This is a genomic window from Actinospineispora spinosispora DSM 44797 (genome assembly GCF_000429025.1).
In the GTDB taxonomy this organism is placed as follows: Bacteria; Actinomycetota; Actinomycetes; order Mycobacteriales; family Pseudonocardiaceae; genus Pseudonocardia; species Pseudonocardia spinosispora.
The window spans coordinates 134458-154334 of record NZ_AUBB01000020.1; the positions used below are offsets into that span (position 1 = coordinate 134458).

At 74.0% G+C, this 19877-nt stretch carries 1 protein-coding gene; it reads right to left on the minus strand.

Annotation, left to right across the window (positions count from 1 at the left end):
* Positions 1–28: 28 nt before the first annotated feature.
* A complete protein-coding gene (locus G406_RS58710; protein ID WP_051341809.1) occupies positions 29–19873 on the minus strand; it encodes a type I polyketide synthase in 19845 nt (6614 codons plus the stop codon).
* Between the last annotated feature and the right edge of the window lie 4 nt (positions 19874–19877).

The window sequence follows — 19877 nt, forward strand, 5'->3', positions numbered from 1 at the left end:
CTAGCTCCGGCGTCCGCCCTGGCACCTGTCAGTCAGCGAGCTCGCTGTCGAGAAGATCGAAGATGTTGTCGGCCGTGGCCGCGTCGAGGTCGCTGTCGGCCTCGTCACCTGCCGTCGTGCCGTGATCGGTCTCCAAGGTCAGCAGCAGCGCTCGCGCCCGTGCCGCCAGAACAGTTCGTGCACTATCGCCGGGACCAATTTCTCTGACCAGCTTTTCGAGCTTGCCGAATTCATCCAAAGCAGCCGTGCCCGAGTCCGCCTTCTCGTAGCCGGTTTCCCTCGTGAGGAATTCCACGAGAACGGCCGGCGTCGGATAATCGAATGCGAGGGTGGCGGGCAATTTCAACCCCGTTGCGGTGTTCAAGCGATTCCGTAGCTCCAAAGCGGTCAGCGAGTCGAAACCCAGTTCCTTGAAGGCACGTCCGGGTCCCACCGCGTCTAGCGAGGAATGTCCGAGAACTGCGGCCGCATGTGTGCGAACCAGGTTCATTAGTATCCGATCGCGGTCCGATTCGGCTACCGTGTTCAACTGCTGCCGCAACAGCCGCGCCGCGTCGGAACCGGCGGCCGCCGACGCGGACCGGGGCGGGTCGCCGGCCAGACCGCGCCAGACCGCGGCCAGCCGGTCACCCCGGGCGACCTGGGCTCGCAGGGCGGCGACGTTCAGCCGGGCCGGGACCAGCAGCGCCTCGTCCCGGGACAGCGCCAGGTCCAGCATGGCCATGCCGTCCGCCGCCGTGATCTCGGCCATGACACCGCTGCGAGCCCGTCGCCGGTCCTCGGCGCTGAGGTGCCCGGTCATCGCGCTGGCGCCGGCCCACAGGCCCCAGGCCAGCGAGACCGCCGGCAGGCCGTCCGCCCTGCGGTGGGCGGCCAACGAGTCGAGGAAGGCGTTCCCGGCCGCGTAGTTGCCCTGTCCGGGAGCGCCGAAGGTCGCTGCGCCTGCCGAGAACAGCACGAAGCTGTCGAGCTCCAAGTCCCTGGTCAGCTCGTGCAGATTCCACGCCGCGTCGGCCTTGGGCCGCATCACGGCGTCGATCCGATCGGTGGTCAGCGACGCGATCACGCCGTCGTCGAGTACTCCAGCGGTGTGCACGACCGAAGTCAGCGGTGCTCCACACCGCGTAAGCACCTCGGCAAGCGCGGGGCGGTCAGCGGCGTCGGCGGCCGTGATCCGGACGTCGGCTCCGGCCCGCGCACAGTCGGCGGCCAGCAGCACGGCACCCTCGGCCACCGGGCCCGAGCGGCTCACCAGCGTCAGTCGTCCGGCGCGGCCGGTTTCGGCCAGATGCCGCGCGACCAGTGCGCCCAGCATGCCGGTGCCGCCGGTGACCAGGACGGTGCCGGCCGGCCGGTTCGCCCGGGGCGGGTCGTCGGCGGCTCGGTCCGGCTGGGGCACCGGACGGGTCAGTCGCCGGCCGTGCGCGACGTCGCACCGGATCGCCAGTTCCGGCTCGTCCGAGGCCACGGCCGAAGCCAGGTGCCCGATCGCCGGTGCGCCTTCATCGGCAGGGAGATCGACCAGCACCAGCCGGTCCGGCTCCTCCGACTGGGCGGACCGGACGAGTCCCCACACCGAGGCCGAGGCGAGGTCGGTCACCGGCTCGCCCGGTCGCGCGGCGACCGCGCCCCTGGTCACGATCACCAACCGCGCTCCGGAGAGGGCAGCCACTGTGAACCAGTCCTGGACAAGCCTCAGTGTCCGGCCTGCGATCAGCCGCGACCGCTCGGCAACGCTCGGATACGGCAGCGGTCCGTCCACGGGCACACCGGTGATCTCGACCAGCACCAGGTCGGGCACGGGTTGTCCGGCCTCGACCGCCTCGGTCAGCGCCACCAGGTCGGGGTAGGCGGCCACGGCGGCGCCGAAGGAGCTGTCGGGCGCGGCGACACCGAACAGGTCGGGCCCGATCAGCGCCCACCGATCGGTCGGCGGCTCGCTCGGGCCCGCGACCGGGAGCCATTCGACGCCGAAGAGGGCGTCGCGCGGGCCGCCCCCCGCGTCGCGCAGGGCGCCGGGCGCGATCGGCCGCAGTGCCAGCGACTCGACCGAGACCACCGGCGATCCGGTCGGGTCGGTCGCATCCACGACCAGATTTCCGGCGCCGTCGCGGGAGAGCCGTACCCGCAGCGTGGCCGCACCCGCCGCCCGCACCGACACACCGGTCCAGGCGAAGGGCAACCGCACCCCGCCCGGTTCGTCGGCCGAAGGGTCGAGATCGGTCAGCAGCCCGGCCGCGTGCAGCGAAGCATCCAGCAGGGCCGGGTGGATGCCGAACCGGCCGGCGTCGGACGTGGCTGCGTGGTCGCTGGGGAGGGCGACCTCGGCGAAGACCTGGTCGCCTCGGCGCCAGGCCGCCCGCAGCCCCTGGAAGACCGGCCCGTAGCCGTATCCGCCCCCGGCCTGCAGCTCGTAGAGGTTCGAGACGTCCACGGACTCGGCGTCATCGGGCGGCCAGACCAGGAAGTCGGCCGGCTCGTCCAGGTCGGCGGGCTGGTCGGGCGCGAGCCGTCCGGTGGCGTGCTGGACCCACGGGTCGCCGTCGGCCTCGGCGGTGCGGGAGTAGATCTCGACGGAGCGCTGACCGTCCGGATCCGGTGACCCGACCGTCACCTGGACCTGGACCTCGCCGGTGGCCGTCAGCACCAGCGGCGCGGCCAGGGTGAGCTCGGCGACCCGGCTGCACCCGACCTCGTGGCCGGCGCGTACCGCGAACTCCACGAACGCCGTGCCCGGCAGGATCGGGGTGCCACCGACGGCGTGATCGCCCAGCCACGGTTGCGTGCGCAGGGACACCAGCCCGGTCAGGACGACGCCGTCCCCGCCGGCCAGCTCGACCGCCGCGCCCAGCAGCGGATGACCGAGCGCGCCGAGCCCGGCCGAGCGGACGTCCCCCGCTCCTGGCGGCGACATCCGGGACCAGTACCGCCGGTGCTCGAAGGCGTACGTGGGCAGGTCGACCCGCTGTCCGGCGGGCAGCACCGCCGACCAGTCCACGCGCTGGCCGTGCACGTGTAGCTCGGCCAGGGAGCTGAGGATCCGGGCCGGGCCACCGTCGTCGCGGCGCAGCGTCCCGGCCACCACCGGCACCCGGCCGGACGTGCCGTTGCCGGCCCGCTCGACGGTGTCGGTGATCGCCGCGACCAGCACCGGATGCGGTGAGGACTCGACGAAGACCCGATAGCCGGCCGTGCCGAGCGCCTCGATCGCCGACGAGAACCGCACCGGCGACCGCAGGCTGTCGTACCAGTAATCGGCACCGGCGAGCGCGCCGTCGAGGAACTCGCCGGTCATCGCCGACATCATCGGCACCCGCGCCGGTCCCGGGCTGATGCCGGCCAGCGCGGTGCGGACGTCGTCCCGGATGGCGTCGACCTGTGGGCCGTGCGACGCGTAGTCCACCGGCAGAATCCGGGCCCGCACGCCGTCACGTTCGCACTCGGCGGCCAGCTGCTGGAGTGCCTCCGGCTCGCCGGAGACGACCGTGGCGTCCGGTCCGTTCACCGCCGCGAGCGTGAGCCGCCCGGCCCAGGCCGCCAACCGGGCCTCGACCGCGTCCGCCGACGCGGCGACGGAGAGCATGCCGCCGCGCCCGGCCAGCGCGGTGAGCGCCCGGCTGCGCAGGGCCACGACCTTGGCCGCGTCGTCGAGGGAGAGAATCCCCGCGACGCAGGCGGCCGCGATCTCCCCCTGCGAGTGCCCGACCACCGCATCCGGGGTGACGCCGGCCGCCTCCCACACGCCGGCGAGCGAGACCATGATCGCCCACAGCACGGGCTGCACGACGTCGACCCGGTCCAGGCCCGGGGCGCCGTCTGTCCCGGCCAACACCTCGTCCAAGGACCAGTCCACGTGGGCCGACAGCGCCTGGGCGCACTCGGCCAACCGGTCCGCGAACACCGGTGACGTCGCTGCCAGCTCGCGGCCCATGCCGACCCATTGCGAGCCCTGGCCGGGGAACACGAGCACGGTGCGCCGGTCACCCGGCGAGGCCGCGCCGGTCACGACCCCCGGGGCCGGCTGACCGGTGGCGACCGCCCTCAGCCCGGCGACCAGGTCCTCGGGCCCGGCGCCGGTGACTCCGCCGATCACGACCGCCCGGTGCTCGAACGACGCGCGGGTCGTCGCCAGCGACCAGGCGAAGTCGGTGACCACACCGGGTTCCCGCGCGGGGCGGGCCAGCCAGTACTCGGCCAGCCGGTCGGCCTGCTGTGCCAGGCCGGTGGCGGTCGTGCCGGACACGAGCCATGCGGTCGGTGCCTCGGTCAGCACCGGCCGCACGTCGCCGGAGCCGCCTTGTCCAGTGCCGGAGCCGGCCTCGTCGACCGATGGCTCGGCGGCGCTCGGTTCCTCCAGGATGATGTGCGCGTTGGTGCCGCTGACCCCGAAGGACGAGACCCCGGCGCGGCGCGGTCTGCCGTTCGTCGGCCACGGCATCGGCTTGCTGAGCAGCCGCACCTCGCCGGAGTCCCAGTCGACGTGCGGGGAGGGCTGTTCCGCGTGCAAGGTCGCCGGCAGGACTTCGTGCCGCATCGCCAGGACCATCTTGATGATCCCGGCCACGCCGGCGGCCGCCTGGGTGTGGCCGATGTTCGACTTCACCGAGCCGAGCCACAGTGGCCGGTCCTCGGCCCTGTCCTGTCCGTAGGTCGCCAGCAGGGCCTGGGCCTCGATCGGGTCGCCCAGCACCGTGCCGGTCCCGTGGGCCTCGACGGCGTCGACCTCGGTCGCGGCCAGCCCGGCATCGGCCAGCGCCGCGCGGATCACCCGCTGCTGGGAAGGGCCGTTCGGCGCGGTCAGCCCGTTCGACGTGCCGTCCTGGTTCACCGCGCTGCCCTTGACCACGGCCAGTACCCGGTGTCCGTTGCGCTGGGCGTCGGCGAGCCGCTCGACGACCAGCATGCCGACGCCTTCACCCCAGCCGGTGCCGTCGGCCTCCGCCCCGAAGGACTTGCACCGGCCGTCGCCTGCCAGTCCCTGCTGCACCGCGAACTCGGCGAACGCACCCGGTGTCGCCATCACCGTCACCCCGCCGGCAAGCGCCAGCGAGGACTCGCCGGAGCGCAGCGACTGGCAGGCCAGGTGCAGCGCGACCAGGGACGACGAGCAGGCCGTGTCCACGGTCACCGCCGGTCCCTCCAGCCCGAGGGTGTAGGCGACCCGGCCGGAGATCACGCTGGTGGCGCTGCCGGTGAGGAAGTAGCCCTCGGTGCCCTCGGCGTCGGCGGACGGCTGCAGGCTGATCCCGTAGCCGGACGACCAGGCGCCGACGAACACCCCGGCAGGGGTGCCGCGTAGCGAGCCGGGGTCGATGCCTGCCTGTTCCAGCGCCTCCCAGGCGACCTCCAGCAGCACCCGCTGCTGTGGGTCCATCGCCAGCGCCTCGCGCGGGCTGATCCCGAAGAACGCGGCGTCGAAGTCCCCCGCGCCGTACACGAACCCGCCGACCGGGGCGAACGCGCCGCCGATCTCGTCGACAGGGCCGAACGCCTCCCAGCCCCGGTCGACCGGGAACGCCGAGACGGCGTCCGTACCCGTGACCAGCAGGTCCCAGAAGTTCTCCAGGGTGCCCGAGCCGCCGGGCAGCCGGCAGCTCATCCCGACGATGGCGATGGGTTCTTCGGACGTCGTCGCCCGGACCGCGACCTCGGCGACCGGCCGCTCGCCGACGAGGCCGACCCGCAGGTGCTCGGCGAGCGCGGTCGGGGTCGGGTAGTCGAAGACCAGGGTGGCAGGCAGCTTCAGGTCGGTGGCGGCGGTCAACCGGTTGCGCAGCTCGACCGCGGTCAACGAGTCGAACCCGACGTCCTTGAACGCCCGGCCGGCCTCCACCGCGTCGGCGGTGGGGTGCCCGAGGACCAGCGCGGCCTCGGCCCGGACCAGGTCGGTCAGAATCCGCTCCTGCTCGGCCCGGTCGAGGTCGCGCAGCCGCTGTCCCAGCTCGGTCGCGGCGCCCTCGGCCGCGCCGGCCGGGTCGGGGTCGGACAACGCGGCCCTGACCGATGGCAGGTCGCCGATGAGGGCGCTGGGCCGGTGCAGGGTGAACACCGGGGCGAAGCTGGCCCAGTCCACGTCGGCGACGGTGACCAGGCCTTCGCCTCGGTCGAGGACGGTCGCCAGCGCGCCGACGGCCAGCTCGGGGTCCATGTCCCGCAGGCCGAGCCGCTGCAGCTGGGCACCACCTTCACCGTCGCCCATCCCACCGCCGCCCCACAGGCCCCAGGACACCGAGGTCGCCGGCAGCCCCCTGGCCAGCCGGTTCGCGGCCAGCGCGTCGAGGTAGGCGTTGGCGGCGGCGTAGGCCGCCTGCATCCGGCTGCCCCAGATCGCGGCGCCGGAGGAGAAGACCACGAACGCGTCCAGCTCGCGGTCCGCGGTGAGCATGTCCAGGTGCGCGGCTCCGGCCGTCTTCGCGGCGGCGGCGGTGGCCAGCTCGTCGACCGTGGTGTCCAGGACCATGGCGGCCTGTGCGACTCCGGAGGCGTGGAACACCGCGCGCAGCGGGGCCCCGCTCCGGTCGATCCAGTCCAGCAGTGCGCCCAGCTGTTCCCGGTCGGCCGTGTCACAGGCGACCACCGCGACGGCGGCGCCGTCGACGGCCAGCCGCGCGGCCCGCTCGGCCAGCCCGGCCGCTCGGACGCCCGAGCGCGAGACCAGCACGACACGAGGTACGCCCCGCTCGCCGAGCCACCGGGCCACCCGCCCGCCGATGGCCCCGGTACCGCCGGTGACCAGCGCGGTGCCCGACGAGGTCCATTCGCCGGCCGAGGCCGGGGTCGGGGCGTGCAGGAGCCGGCGACCGAGGAGCGCGCCGCCCCGGATCGCCAGCTGGTCCTCCCCCGGCCCCGCGGAGCCGGCCAGGATGGCGACCAACCGGGCCGACGCGCGCTGGTCAAGGACCGGAGGCAGGTCGACAAGGCCGCCCCAGTGATCGGGGTGCTCCAGGCCGACGATCAGGCCGAGGCCCCAGGCCTGAGCCTGCGCGGGGCTGGTCAGTGTGTCCCCGGAGCCGGCAGCGACCGCGCCACTGGTCGCCGCCCAGACCGGGGCGTGTATGCCGAGGTCGGCCAGCGCCTGGACCAGGCCAAGTGTCCCGGCGAGGCCGGTCGCCACGGCCGGTGAGTCGGGCAGCGGCGTCTCGTCGGTGGCGAGCAGGGTCAGTACCCCCGCGACCGGATCGCCGTCGGTCTCGGTGACCGACGCCCGGATGCGGGTGGCCAGACTCTCCCTGCCGACCTCCCCTGCCGCGGTCTCGACCAGCACGACCCGGGCTCCGGCTCCGGTCAGCGCCTCGGCGCAGGCCTGGGACAGGGGCGATGTCCCCGCGTGCGGGGGCTGCACCATCAGCCAGGTTCCGGTCAGCGTCGCCGGTGCCGGATCGGGCAGCGGCGACCAGGAGACCCGGTAGCGCCAGCCCGCGGTTCGCGACCCGGCCCGGTCGCGCTGGTGCCAGGACGCCAGCACCGGGAGCACCTCCCGGAACGGGCGCTCACCGTCGACGTCCAGTGCGCCGGCCAGCCCGGCGAGGTCACCGTGCTCGACCGCCGCCCAGAACCGGGCCTCGCCCTCGGTCCCGGCGCCGTCCTCGACCCCGGTCGCGACCGGCGCCGGCTCCGGCCAGTAGTGGTGGTGCTGGAAGGCGTAGGTGGGCAGCTCGACCTGCCGCCCGGCCGGCAGGATCGCCGACCAGTCGACGGTCACCCCCCGGACATGGGCACGGGCCAGCGCCGACAGGACCGCCGTGGCCGCGTCGGTGTTCGCCCGCAGCATCGGGACGAACGCGGCTCGGCCGCCGGCCTCTGTGTCGCCCTCCGGCAGGGCCGCCGAGCCCATCGCCGACAGGGTCCCGTCCGGGCCGATCTCTAGGAACACCGAGACCTCCTGGCCGGCCATCGCCGTCACCGCGTCGGCGAACCGCACGGGCCGTCGGGCCTGCTCCACCCAGTAACCGGCTTCCGGCTGCGTGACCAGCGCACCGGTCAGCGCTGCGACCCAGGCCACCGAGGGCCGCGCATGGTCGAGACCGGCGGCCACCGCGCCGAGCTCGTCCAGCACCGGGTCCATCCGTGCCGAGTGGAACGCGTGGCTGACCCGCAGCCTGCGCACCCGCCGACCCCGCTCCCGCCACAGTGCGGCCACCGCGTCCACCTGGCCCGCGTCGCCGGAGATGACGATCGCCGACGGGCCGTTGACCGCGGCGACGGACACCTCGGGTGCGTCGTCGAGCGTGGCGAGCACTTCGGCCTCGGTGGCCGCGATCGCCGCCATCGCACCGCCTTCCGGCAGCGCCTGCATCAGCCGTGCGCGGGCCGCGACCAGCTGGCATGCCTGCGCCAGGGTCAGTACGCCGGCCGCGTGCGCGGCGGCGATCTCGCCGACCGAGTGGCCGGCGACCACATCGGGGACGATGCCGGCCGCCTCGAGGAGCGCCACCAGCCCGACCTCGACGGCGAACAGGCCTGCCTGCGCATAGAGGGTCTGGGTGGCGCGCGCGTCGAGGTTCTCGGTTCCGCTCTCGGAGTCGTCCCCAGGGGCTCCGAGCACCACGTCCCGCAGCGGCACCCCGAGCTCGGCTTCCAGCAGCGCACAGGCCTGGTCGAACGCCTCCGCGAACACCGGGGACGCCGCGTGGAGCTCGCGCCCCATCCCCGCTCGCTGGGCGCCCTGCCCGGCGAAGAGGAAACCCACCCGGCCGGCCCCGCCGGCCGGGACCTCACCCCGGATCACCCCGGCCACCTGCGTGCCGGAGGCGACCGAGGCCAGTCCCGGGTCCAGCTCGCCGGTGATGACGGCGCGGTGCTCGAGCGTCGACCTGGTCCGGGCCAGCGACCATCCGACGTCGACCGGGTCGAGGTCCGGATGGGCCGCTAGGTGGGTGGTGAGCCTGCCGGCCTGGGCGGCCAGTCCGGCGGCCGAGCGACCGGACACCAGCCACGCGGCCGGAGCCGGCTCGAGCACCGCGAGCGTCCGGGACGGCGTGGCCTCGTCCTCGGGGTCGCCGTCGGCGCCGGTGGGGGCCTCCTCGACGATCACGTGCGCGTTGGTGCCACTGACCCCGAAGGCCGACACGCCTGCGCGCCGAGGATGGCCGTTCGCCTGCCACGCCACCGGCTCGGTGAGCAGACGGACGTCTCCGGCCGACCAGTCCACGTGCGGGGACGGCTCATCGGCGAACAGGGTCACCGGCAGGGTGTCGTGCCGCATCGCCAGCACCATCTTGATCACGCCGGCCACCCCGGCCGCCGCCTGGGCGTGGCCGATGTTCGACTTCACCGAGCCCAGCCACAGCGGGCGGTCGGCAGGGCGCTGCTGGCCGTAGGTGGCGAGCAGTGCCTGGGCCTCGATCGGGTCGCCGAGCACCGTTCCGGTGCCGTGCGCCTCGACCGCGTCCACGTCGGCGGCGGTCAGGCCGGCGCTGGCCAGCGCGGCCCGGATCACCCGCTGCTGGGAGGGTCCGTTGGGGGCGGTGAGACCGTTCGACGCCCCGTCCTGGTTCACCGCGCTGCCCCGCAGCACCGCCAGCACCTGGTGCCCGTTGCGTCGGGCGTCGGAGAGCCGTTCCAGCACCAGCACGCCGGCGCCTTCGCCCCAGCCGGTCCCGTCGGCGTCCGCGCCGAATGACTTGCACCGACCGTTCCCGGCAAGGCCCTGCTGGCGGGCGAACTCGGCGAACGCCCCCGGGGTCGCCATGACGGTGACCCCGCTGGCCAACGCGAGGGAGCACTCCCCGCCGCGCAACGCCTGTCCGGCCAGGTGCAGTGCGACCAGGGAGGAGGAACACGCCGTGTCGACGGTGACCGCGGGGCCCTCGAGCCCGAGCGCGTAGGACACCCGTCCGGAGATGACGCTGGTCGCGTTGCCGGTGAGCAGGTAGCCGTCGGAACCTGCGTGCTCGGCAAGGCCGATGCCGTAGGCCGAGTAGGTGGCTCCGGCGAACACACCGGTCTGGCTGCCCCGCAGCGCGAGCGGGTCGATGCCCGCCCGCTCGAGTGCCTCCCAGGTGGTCTCCAGCAGCAGACGCTGCTGGGGATCCATGGCCAGCGCCTCACGCGGGCTGATGCCGAAGAACCCGGCGTCGAAGCCGGAGGCGTCGTAGACGAAGCCGCCCTCGCGGGTGGTGGACGTGCCGGCACCCGGGGCGGCGCCGTACACGCGGTCGGCGTCCCAGCCCCGGTCGCCGGGGAAGGCGGCGATGGCGTCGGTGCCGGTGGCCAGCAGGTCCCAGAACAGCTCCGGGGTGACCGCGCCACCCGGGTAGCGGCAGCCGATGCCGATGATGGCGATCGGTTCGTCCAGGTCCGCCGTCGCGCTCGGGACGTGTTCGGTCGGCGCGGGCCCGCTCAGTGCCCCGAGCAGCTCGGTGCGCAGGAACCGGACGACCTCGGTCGCGGTCGGGTGGTCGAAGACCAGGGTGGCCGGGAGCTTGAGGCCGGTGGCGGTGTTGAGGCGGGTGCGCAGGTCGACGGCGGTGAGCGAGTCGAACCCGAGGTCCTTGAAGGCCCGCCCGGCAGGCACGGCCGTCGAGGACGGGTGCCCGAGCGCGGCGGCGGCCTCGGACCGCACCAGGTCGGTCAGGATCCGGTCCTGCTCACCCAGGTTGAGCCCGCGCAGCCGCTGGGCCAGTGCCGTCCCGGCTTCCCTCGCGGAGTCGCCGGCTGTCTCGGCGTCGCGCAGCGCCCGCTGCGCGTCGGGCAGGTCGGCCAGCAGCGGGCTCGGCCGTTGCACGGTGAAGACGGGCGCGAACCGGGTCCAGTCGATGTCGGAGACCGCGACCAGGGCTTCGCCGGCGTCGAGGGCTCCCGCCAGGGCGGTGATGGCCGGCTGGGGGTCCATCTCGCGCACGCCGAGGCGCTGTAGCGCCGCACCGGCAGGGCCTTCGCCCATACCGCCGCCGCCCCACAGGCCCCAGGCCACCGAGGTGCCCGCCAGCTCCCGCGCGCGGCGGTCCTCGACGAGCGCGTCCAGTGCCGCGTTCGCGGCGGCGTAGCCGGCCAGCTGACCGCTGCCCCAGGTCGCCGCGCCGGAGGAGAACACGACGAAGGCATCCAGGTCGTGTGCGGCGGTGGCCTCGTCCAGGTAGGCGGCGCCGCCTGCCTTGGCCTGCGAGACGTCGGCGAGCTCCGAGACCACCATGCCCTCGATCGGGCCACCCAGCCCGGCACCGGCGGCGTGCAGCACCGAGCTGAGCCGGGGGCCGGTGGCGTCGATCCAGTGTACGAGACCGGTCACCTCGGCGCGTTCGCCGACGTCGCCGGCGACAACGGCCACGGCCGTCCCCCCGGTGGCCAGCTCGGCCGCCATGGCCGCGACCCCGGCAGCCGCCGGGCCGGACCGACTCGACAGCACCAGACGCGCGGCACCGCGACCGGCCAGCCAGCGGGCGACGTGTCCGCCCACCCCGCCGGTGCCACCGGTGACCAACACGCTGCCACCAGGGCACCACCGGGTGCCCGGACGAGGCCAAGGCGCTCGCACCAGGCGCCGGCCCAGCACTCCCCCGGCCCGGATCGCCACCTGGTCCTCTCCGCACCCGGCCAGCACCGCGACCAGCCTGCCGGCCGACCGCTCGTCCCACCTCGGGGGCAGGTCGATCAGACCACCCCATCGGCCGGGGTGTTCCAGGGCGGCGACCCGCCCGAAGGCCCAGGTCTGCGCCTGCACCGGTGCGGTCGGCACCTCACCGGCGCCGGCGGCGAGGGCACCCGAGGTCAGCACCCACAGCGGCGCCTCGATCCCGGCGTCGCCCAGCGCCTGGACCAGGCCCATCGTCGCCGCCAGGCCCGCCGGCACCACCGGTCGGTCCGCCAGCGGTGACTCGTCCAGCGCCAGCAGTGACACCACCCCGGTGACCACCGCAGCGGAGTCGGACCCGTCGTTCTCCGCTGCCCGGCGCACGGTCGCGGAGACCCGGCCGGCCAGCGCCCGCCGATCCACCTCGCCCTCGGCGACCTCCGTGAGCACCACCCGCGCGCCCCGTTCGGCAAGCGCCGCGACCCATTCCTCGGCCCGGCCGGTGCCCGCGTCCGCCGAGGGGACGACCACCAGCCACGTGCCGGACAGGATCGCCCCGCCGGGCACCGTGACCGGCGCCCAGGTGATGCGGTAGCGCCAGTCCGCCACCGTCGACTCGCCGCGCTCCCGCTTGCGCCACGCCGCCAGTGCGGGCAGTACCTCCCGCAGCCGGGGCGCGTCCACGGCCAGCGTCCGCGACAGGCTCTCCAGGTCACCGCCCTCGACCGCGGCCCAGAACTCCCCGTCGGCCGCCGGAATCGCATCCGCCGTTCCCTTCGCGGCCGGAGCCGTTGTGGGCCAGTACCGCTGCCGCTGGAAGACGTACGTCGGCAGGTCGACCCGGTTCCCGCCCGGCAGGACCGAGGCCCAGTCGATGGGAACGCCATGGCTGTGTGCCTGGGCCAGGGAGGTCAGGAGCCGGTCCGGTCCTCCGTCGTCGCGTCGCAGGGTGCCGACCACGACCGGTTCCCTCGCCGATCCCGGTCCTTCCTCGGTCTCCCGGCGATGCCGGAGGTCCTCGAGTGTGTCGGTGATCGCGGCCGTCAGCACCGGGTGCGCCGAGGCCTCGACGAACACGTCGTAGCGCGCCCGGCCCAGGACCTCGACGGCCTCGGCGAACCGCACGCTCGCCCGCAGGCTCGCGTACCAGTACTCGGCATCCAGCTCGGGGCCGGCGAGGAACTCGCCGGTCATCGCCGAGACCATGCCGATGTCACCGGCGCGGGGCGTGATCGTGCCCAGCCGGTCGAGCACCTCGTCGCGGATGCCGTCCACCTGCGGCCCGTGCGAGGCGTAGTCCACCGGGAGCAGCCGCGCCCGGACGTCCCCACGCTCACAGTCGGCCAGCAACAGCGCGAGCGCATCGGGATCGCCGGAGACCACGGTCGCGGACGGGCCGTTCACCGCCGCCACCGAGATCCGGTCGGCCCAGGGTGCGATCCGCGCCGTGACCGCCTCGGCCGGCTCCGCGATGGAGAGCATGCCGCCCCGGCCGGACAGTGCGGTCAGTGCCTGGCTGCGCAGCGCCACCACCTTGGCGGCGTCCTCCAGCGACAGGATCCCGGCCACCACGGCCGCCGCGATCTCACCCTGCGAGTGGCCCAACACCGCATCCGGCACCACACCGGCCGCCCGCCACACCTCGGCCAGCGACACCATCACCGCCCACAGCGCCGGCTGCACCACATCCACCCGGTCGAACTCCGGCGCACTCTCCCGACCGGCCAACACGTCGCCCAGCGACCAGTCGACGAACGGGGCCAGTGCCCGCCCACACTGGGCGAGGCGCGCCGCGAACACCGGGCTGGATGCCGCCAGCTCCCGACCCATGCCCAGCCACTGCGAGCCTTGCCCCGGGAACACGAACACCACCGGACCGGTACCGGCGGCCTCTCCGGTCACCACACCGGGAGCAGGAACGTTCGTCGCCAGTGCGCCGAGCCCGGCGACCAGTTCGTCCCGGTCTCCCCCGGTGACGACCCCGCGGTGCTCGAACACCGACCGGGTGGTCGTCAGTGACCAACCCACGTCGACCGGGTCGAGCTCGGGGTGTGCCGCGAGGTACTCGGCCAGTCGCCGGGCCTGGTCGACAAGACCGGCGGCCGTCTGGCTCGACACCACCCACGCTGTCGTGCCGCCGGTCAGCAGCGACGGCGCCCCGCCGGTCGAGGCGTCCGCGTCGGGCTCGGTCTCGCCCGCCCGGTCGAGGTCGGCAGGGGGTTCTTCGAGGATGACGTGGGCGTTGGTGCCGCTGATCCCGAACGCCGACACCCCGGCGCGCCGCGGCCGCCCGTTCGCCGACCACGCGACCGGCTCGGTCAGCAGCTCGACGTCACCGGCCGACCAGTCCACCTGCGGCGATGCGGTCCCCGCGTGCAACGTCGCCGGCAACAACCCGTGCCGCAGGGCCAGCACCATCTTGATCACACCGGCCACCCCGGCGGCCTGCTGCGCGTGACCGATGTTCGACTTGACCGAACCCAGCCGCAGTGGTCGGCCTTCCGCCCGGTCCTGGCCGTAGGTGGCCAGCAACGCCTGCGCCTCGATCGGATCCCCGAGCCGGGTACCCGTACCGTGCGCCTCGACGGCATCCACGTCGGCGGGCTCCAAACCCGCGCTCGCCAACGCCGACCGGATCACCCGCTGCTGCGACGGACCGTTCGGCGCCGACAGACCGTTGGACGCCCCGTCCTGGTTCACCGCACTACCCGCCACGACCGCCAACACGGGATGCCCGTTGCGGCGCGCGTCCGACAGCCGCTCCAGCACCACCATCCCCGCGCCCTCGGCAAGGCCCATGCCATCCGCATCGGCAGAGAACGCCTTGCAGCGTCCGTCCAGTGCCAGCGCCCCCTGCTGGGAGAAGCCGATGAACTCGGCCGGGTCGGCGATCACCATCACGCCACCGGCCAGCGCCAGGTCGCACTCGCCCCCACGCAATGCCTGCGCGGCCAGGTGCAGCGACACCAACGCCGACGAACATGCCGTGTCGACGGTGACGGCCGGGCCTTCCAGCCCGAGCGTGTAGGAGATCCGACCGGAGATCACGCTCGTCACGTTCCCGGTGATCAGGTGGCCTTCCGCCCCGTCCAGGTCGGCGCCGTAGCCGGTCTGGCCGGCGTAGCCGGACGCGGCGGCACCGGCGAAGACGCCGGTCAGCGAGCCGCGCAGGGACAGCGGGTCCAGTCCGGCTCGTTCCAGTGCCTCCCACGAGGTCTCCAGCAGCAGCCGCTGCTGCGGGTCCATCGCCATGGCCTCACGCGGGCTGATCCGGAAGAACGCCGGGTCGAAGTCCGCCGCGCCGCTGACGAAGCCGCCCTCGCTGGTGACGGACGCGAGTGCCTGACCGGGGACCGCGTCGAGCAGCCCGGCCAGGTCCCAGCCTCGGTCCGAGGGGAACCCGCCGACGGCGTCGGCACCGGTGGACAGCAGCCGCCAGAACGCCTCGGGGCCGTCCACGCCACCGGGGAAGCGACATCCCATCCCGACGAGGACCACCGGATCGGTGGCCGACACCGGAGTCACCCGCGACACCGCCGTCGCCGAGGGTTGGCCGCCCATCAACTCGGACAGCACCTGCCGGGCGAGCGCCACCGGGGACGGGTAGTCGAACACCGCCGTGGACGGCAGCCGAAGACCGGTCGCCTGGTTCAGCCGACCGCGCAGGTCGACGGCCGTCAGGGAATCGAAGCCCATCTCCCGGAACGCACTCGCCGGGTCGATGTCGTCGGCCGAGGCATAACCCAGCACGGCAGCGGCGTGGCCGCTGACCAGCTCGGTGACGATCCGCTCGCGCTGCCCGCCGGACACCCCGGCCAGCCGCTCCAGCAGCGCGGCGGTCTCGCCGGAGGTCACCACCGGCGCGGCGGTCTCGGCGTCGAGCTGGCGGGCCTCGGGAATCTCCCGCAGTAGCGGCCAGGACCGCACGGCATTGAACACCGCCGAGAACCTCGGCCAGTCCACGTCCGCAACCGACAGCACGGTCTCGTCGTCGGCAAGAACCTGACCGAGCACGCCCAACGCCCGCACCGGGTCCAGCAACCGCAGCCCCTGACGCCGCAACCGCTCCGGGACCAAGCTCAGTGCCCGCTCCGGTTCGGCGTTCGACTCCTCGAACCGACCACCCGAGCTCCACACCCCCCACGCCACCGACGTCGCCGGCAGACCACGAGCCCGCCGGCTCTCCGCCAACGCGTCCAGGTGCGCGTTCGCCGCCGCGTAGGTGCCGTGCTCACCGACACCCCAGGTCGCGCTGATCGAGGAGAACAGCACAAACGCGTCCAGCTCCAGGTCGGCGGTCAGCTCGTCCAGGTGCGTCGCGCCGGCGACCTTCGCGCCGAGCGCCAGTGCCAGCTGCCCGACGTCGACCTGGTCAACGGGCATCAGCTCGACCGCGACCGCGGCGTGGATCACCGTGGACAGCCGGGGGCCGATCGTGGGGATCCAGGCCAGCAGGCCGGCGACCGCGTCCCGGTCGACCACGTCGCAGGCGGCCATGGTCACCGCCGAGCCCGCTTCGGCCAGCAGGGCGGCGAGCACGGCGGCGCCCGGTGTCTCCGGTCCGCGACGGCTGGCGAGCACCGCGTGTTCGACGCCGGCATCGGCCAGCCAGGCGGCAAGGTCGGGCCCGATCGCGCCGCTGGCCCCGGTCAGCAACACCGTGCCGCGCGGGGTCCACCGGCCATCACCGGTGCGGCGTGGGACGGCCCGCACCAGACGGCGGACCAGCACCCCGCCAGTCCGGATCGCGACCTGGTCCTCGCCACCGTCGGCCAGCACACCGGCCAGCCGGGCGGTCGCTCGCTCGTCCAGCACCTCGGGCAGGTCGACCAGGCCACCCCAGCGCTCCGGGTGCTCCACCCCCGCGGTGCGCCCCAGCCCCCATACCTGGGCCTGGACCGGGCTGGTCAGCACGTCGCCGTTGCCGGTCGCCACCGCGCCCCGGGTCAGCGACCACAGCGGTGCTGTCGTCCCGACCTCGCCGAGTGCCTGCAGCAACGCCACGGTGGCGGCCACACCGGCCGGCACGACCGGCAGGTCGGTCAGCGGCGTCTCGTCCAGTCCGAGCAGGGACAGCACCCCCGTCACCCGGGGCTGGTCCGGCGACCCGTCGTCCGCCGTCTGGTCGAGGAGCCCGCCGATGGTCCGGGCCATGTCGAGCCGCCCGGCCCCGACCGGGACCTCGGCGAGGACCACCCTGGCACCCCGCGCCCGCAACGCCTGTGCGCAGGCCGAGACCAGCTCGCCGCCGCTCAACGCGGCGGGGACCACGACCAGCCAGGTGCCGGAGAGGGTCGCCGAGGCCGAGTCGCCGACCGGCACCCAGGACACCCGGTAGCGCCAGTCGGCGGTGAGTGACTCGTCCCGTTCGCGCTGCCGCCAGGACGCCAGAGCCGGCATCAGCTGTCCCAGGGTGGGACCGTCCACCGAGAGCGTCCGGGACAGGCCGTCCAGGTCGCCGGCCTCGACCGCGGTCCAGAACCGGGACTCCGCCGCCGTCTCGGGGCCGGCACCGACCGGCGCGGGGGCCGGCACCGGTTTGGGCCAGAAGCGTTGCCGCTGGAATGCGTACGTGGGCAGCTCCACCCAGGGCGCGGCCGGCACCACCGCCCTCCAGTCCACTGCCACCCCGCGCACGTGCGCTTCGGCGAACGAGGCCAGCAGCCGGGCCGGGCCACCATCGTCCCTGCGGAGGGACCCGGTGACGATCGGCGCCGTTCGGGACGGCGCCTCGGCCTCGTCGGCGTGTTCGAAGGTGTCGGCGATCGACGCGGTGAGTACCGGGTGGGCGGATGTCTCGACGAACACCCGGTGGCCGCCGCGGCCGAGAACCTCGACCGCACGGGAGAACTGGACGGTGGCGCGCAGGCTGTCGTACCAGTACTCGGCGTCGAGCTCGGGACCGATGAGCATCTCGCCGGTCATCGCCGAGACCATCGGCAACCGGCCGTTGCCGGGTGTGATCCCGTCGAGCAGTCCCAGGAGCTCCCCGCGCAGCTGGTCGACCTGCGGGCCGTGCGAGGCGTAGTCCACCGGCAGCAACCGGGCTCGCACGCCGTCCCGCTCACAGTCGGCGAGCACCGCCGCGAGCGCGGCCGGGTCACCGGACAGCACGGTTGCCGCCGGGCCGTTGACGGCAGCCACCGAGATCTGACCGGCGTCGGAGCCGACGCGGGTGAGCCGGTCACGCACCTCGGCAACGGGCTCGGCGACCGAGAGCATCCCTCCCTGCCCGGACAGCGCGGTCAGGGCCTGGCTGCGCAGCGCCACCACCTTCGCGGCGTCCTCCAGCGACAGGATCCCGGCCACCACCGCCGCCGCGATCTCACCCTGCGAATGGCCCAGCACGGCATCGGGCGCCACACCGGCCGCCCGCCACACCTCGGCCAGCGACACCATCACCGCCCACAGCGCCGGCTGCACCACGTCGACCCGGTCGAACCCCGGTGCACCCTCGGTCCCGGCCAGCACCTCCGCCAACGACCAGTCCACGAACGGCGCCAACGCCTGCCCGCACTCGGCCAAGCGGGCCGCGAACACCGGGCTGGCTTCAGCCAGTTCTCGCCCCATGCCGACCCACTGCGAACCCTGCCCGGGGAAGACAAACACCACCCGGGCCGGCCCACCACCGGCCGGTACCACCCCGGTGACCGTCCCCGGCGCCGGCTGGCCACTGGCGAGCGCAGCCAGCCCGGACACGAGCTCACCCCGGTCCGCGCCCAGCACCACGGCACGGTGTTCGAACATCGAGCGGGTGCTGATCAGCGACCAGGCGAGCTCGGCGACGTCCAGCTCGGGGCGGGTGCCCACGAACTCGCCCAGCCGACCGGCCTGCGCGGCCAGCCCGGCCGCGCTCCGGGCCGACACCAGCCACGCCGGTACCGTTCCGGTCAGCACCGGCAGACAGGCAGCCTGCTCGTCCCGGTCGGTGCCTTCCGCCGCCGCATCGTCGGGGTCGGAGTCCGCATCGGCTGCGTCGGACGCCGGCGGGGCCTCCTCGAGAATGGCGTGCACGTTGGTGCCGCTGACCCCGAACGCCGACACCCCGGCGCGGCGGGGACGGCCGTTGGCCGGCCACGGCGTGGGCTCGGTCAGCAACCGGACGTCGCCGGCGGACCAGTCCACGTGCGGGCTGGGCTCCTCGGCGTGCAGGGTGCGCGGCAGCTGCTCATGACCGAGCGCGAGCACCATCTTGATGATCCCGGCCACCCCGGCCGCGGTCTGGGTGTGCCCGATGTTCGACTTCACCGACCCCAACCACAGCGGCTGACCCTCAGCGCGGTCCTGCCCATAGGTCGCCAACAACGCCTGCGCCTCGATCGGGTCACCCAACACCGTCCCCGTACCGTGCGCCTCCACCACATCGACCTGCTCCGCGCGCAACCCGGCATTCGCCAACGCGGACCGGATCACCCGTTGCTGCGACGGCCCGTTCGGCGCGGTCAACCCGTTGCTGGCGCCGTCCTGGTTCATCGCACTGCCCGCCACCACCGCCAGTACCCGGTGGCCGTTGCGGCGCGCATCGGACAGCCGCTCCAGCACCAGCATCCCGGCGCCCTCACCCCACCCGATGCCATCCGCGTCGGCCGCGAACGCCTTGCACCGCCCGTCGAACGCCAATCCCTGCTGGCGGGAGAACTCCGCGAACGCACCCGGCGTCGACATCACCGCCACGCCACCGGCCAGCGCCATCGAGCATTCCCGTGCCCGCAGCGCCTGGCACGCCAGATGGAGCGCGACGAGCGCCGACGAGCACGCCGTGTCGACGGTGACCGCCGGGCCCTCCAGCCCCAAGGTGTACGACACCCGACCGGAGATCACCGACGTCAGGCTGCCGATCATCAGATAGCCCTCGGTACCGGCCTCGTCCGACAGGCCGAACCCGTAGCCGCCGAAGCCGGCGCCGGCGAACACACCGGTCGCGGACCCCTTCAACGAAGCCGGACTGATACCAGCCCGCTCCACCGCCTCCCACGCCGTCTCCAACAACAACCGCTGCTGCGGATCCATCGTCAACGCCTCACGCGGACTGATCCCGAAAAACGCCGGATCGAACTCCGCCGCCTCGTAGATGAACCCACCCACCCGAGTCGTCGACGCCTCGGCATCCACGCCGGCGTACAGACCGTCCGAATCCCAGCCGCGGTCCGTAGGAAAAGCTGAAATGGCATCGGTCCCCGCCACCAACAGATCCCACAACTCCTCCGGCTCCCGCACACCACCCGGGAACCGACAACCCATCCCGACGATCGCGATCGGTTCACGGTCGCGGTCGCGGAGCCTCTTGCGGGTACGACGCAGTGTGGTGGTTACCTGCTTGAGGTACTCACGAACCTTGTCCTCGTTGTCAACCGCAGCCATGTTC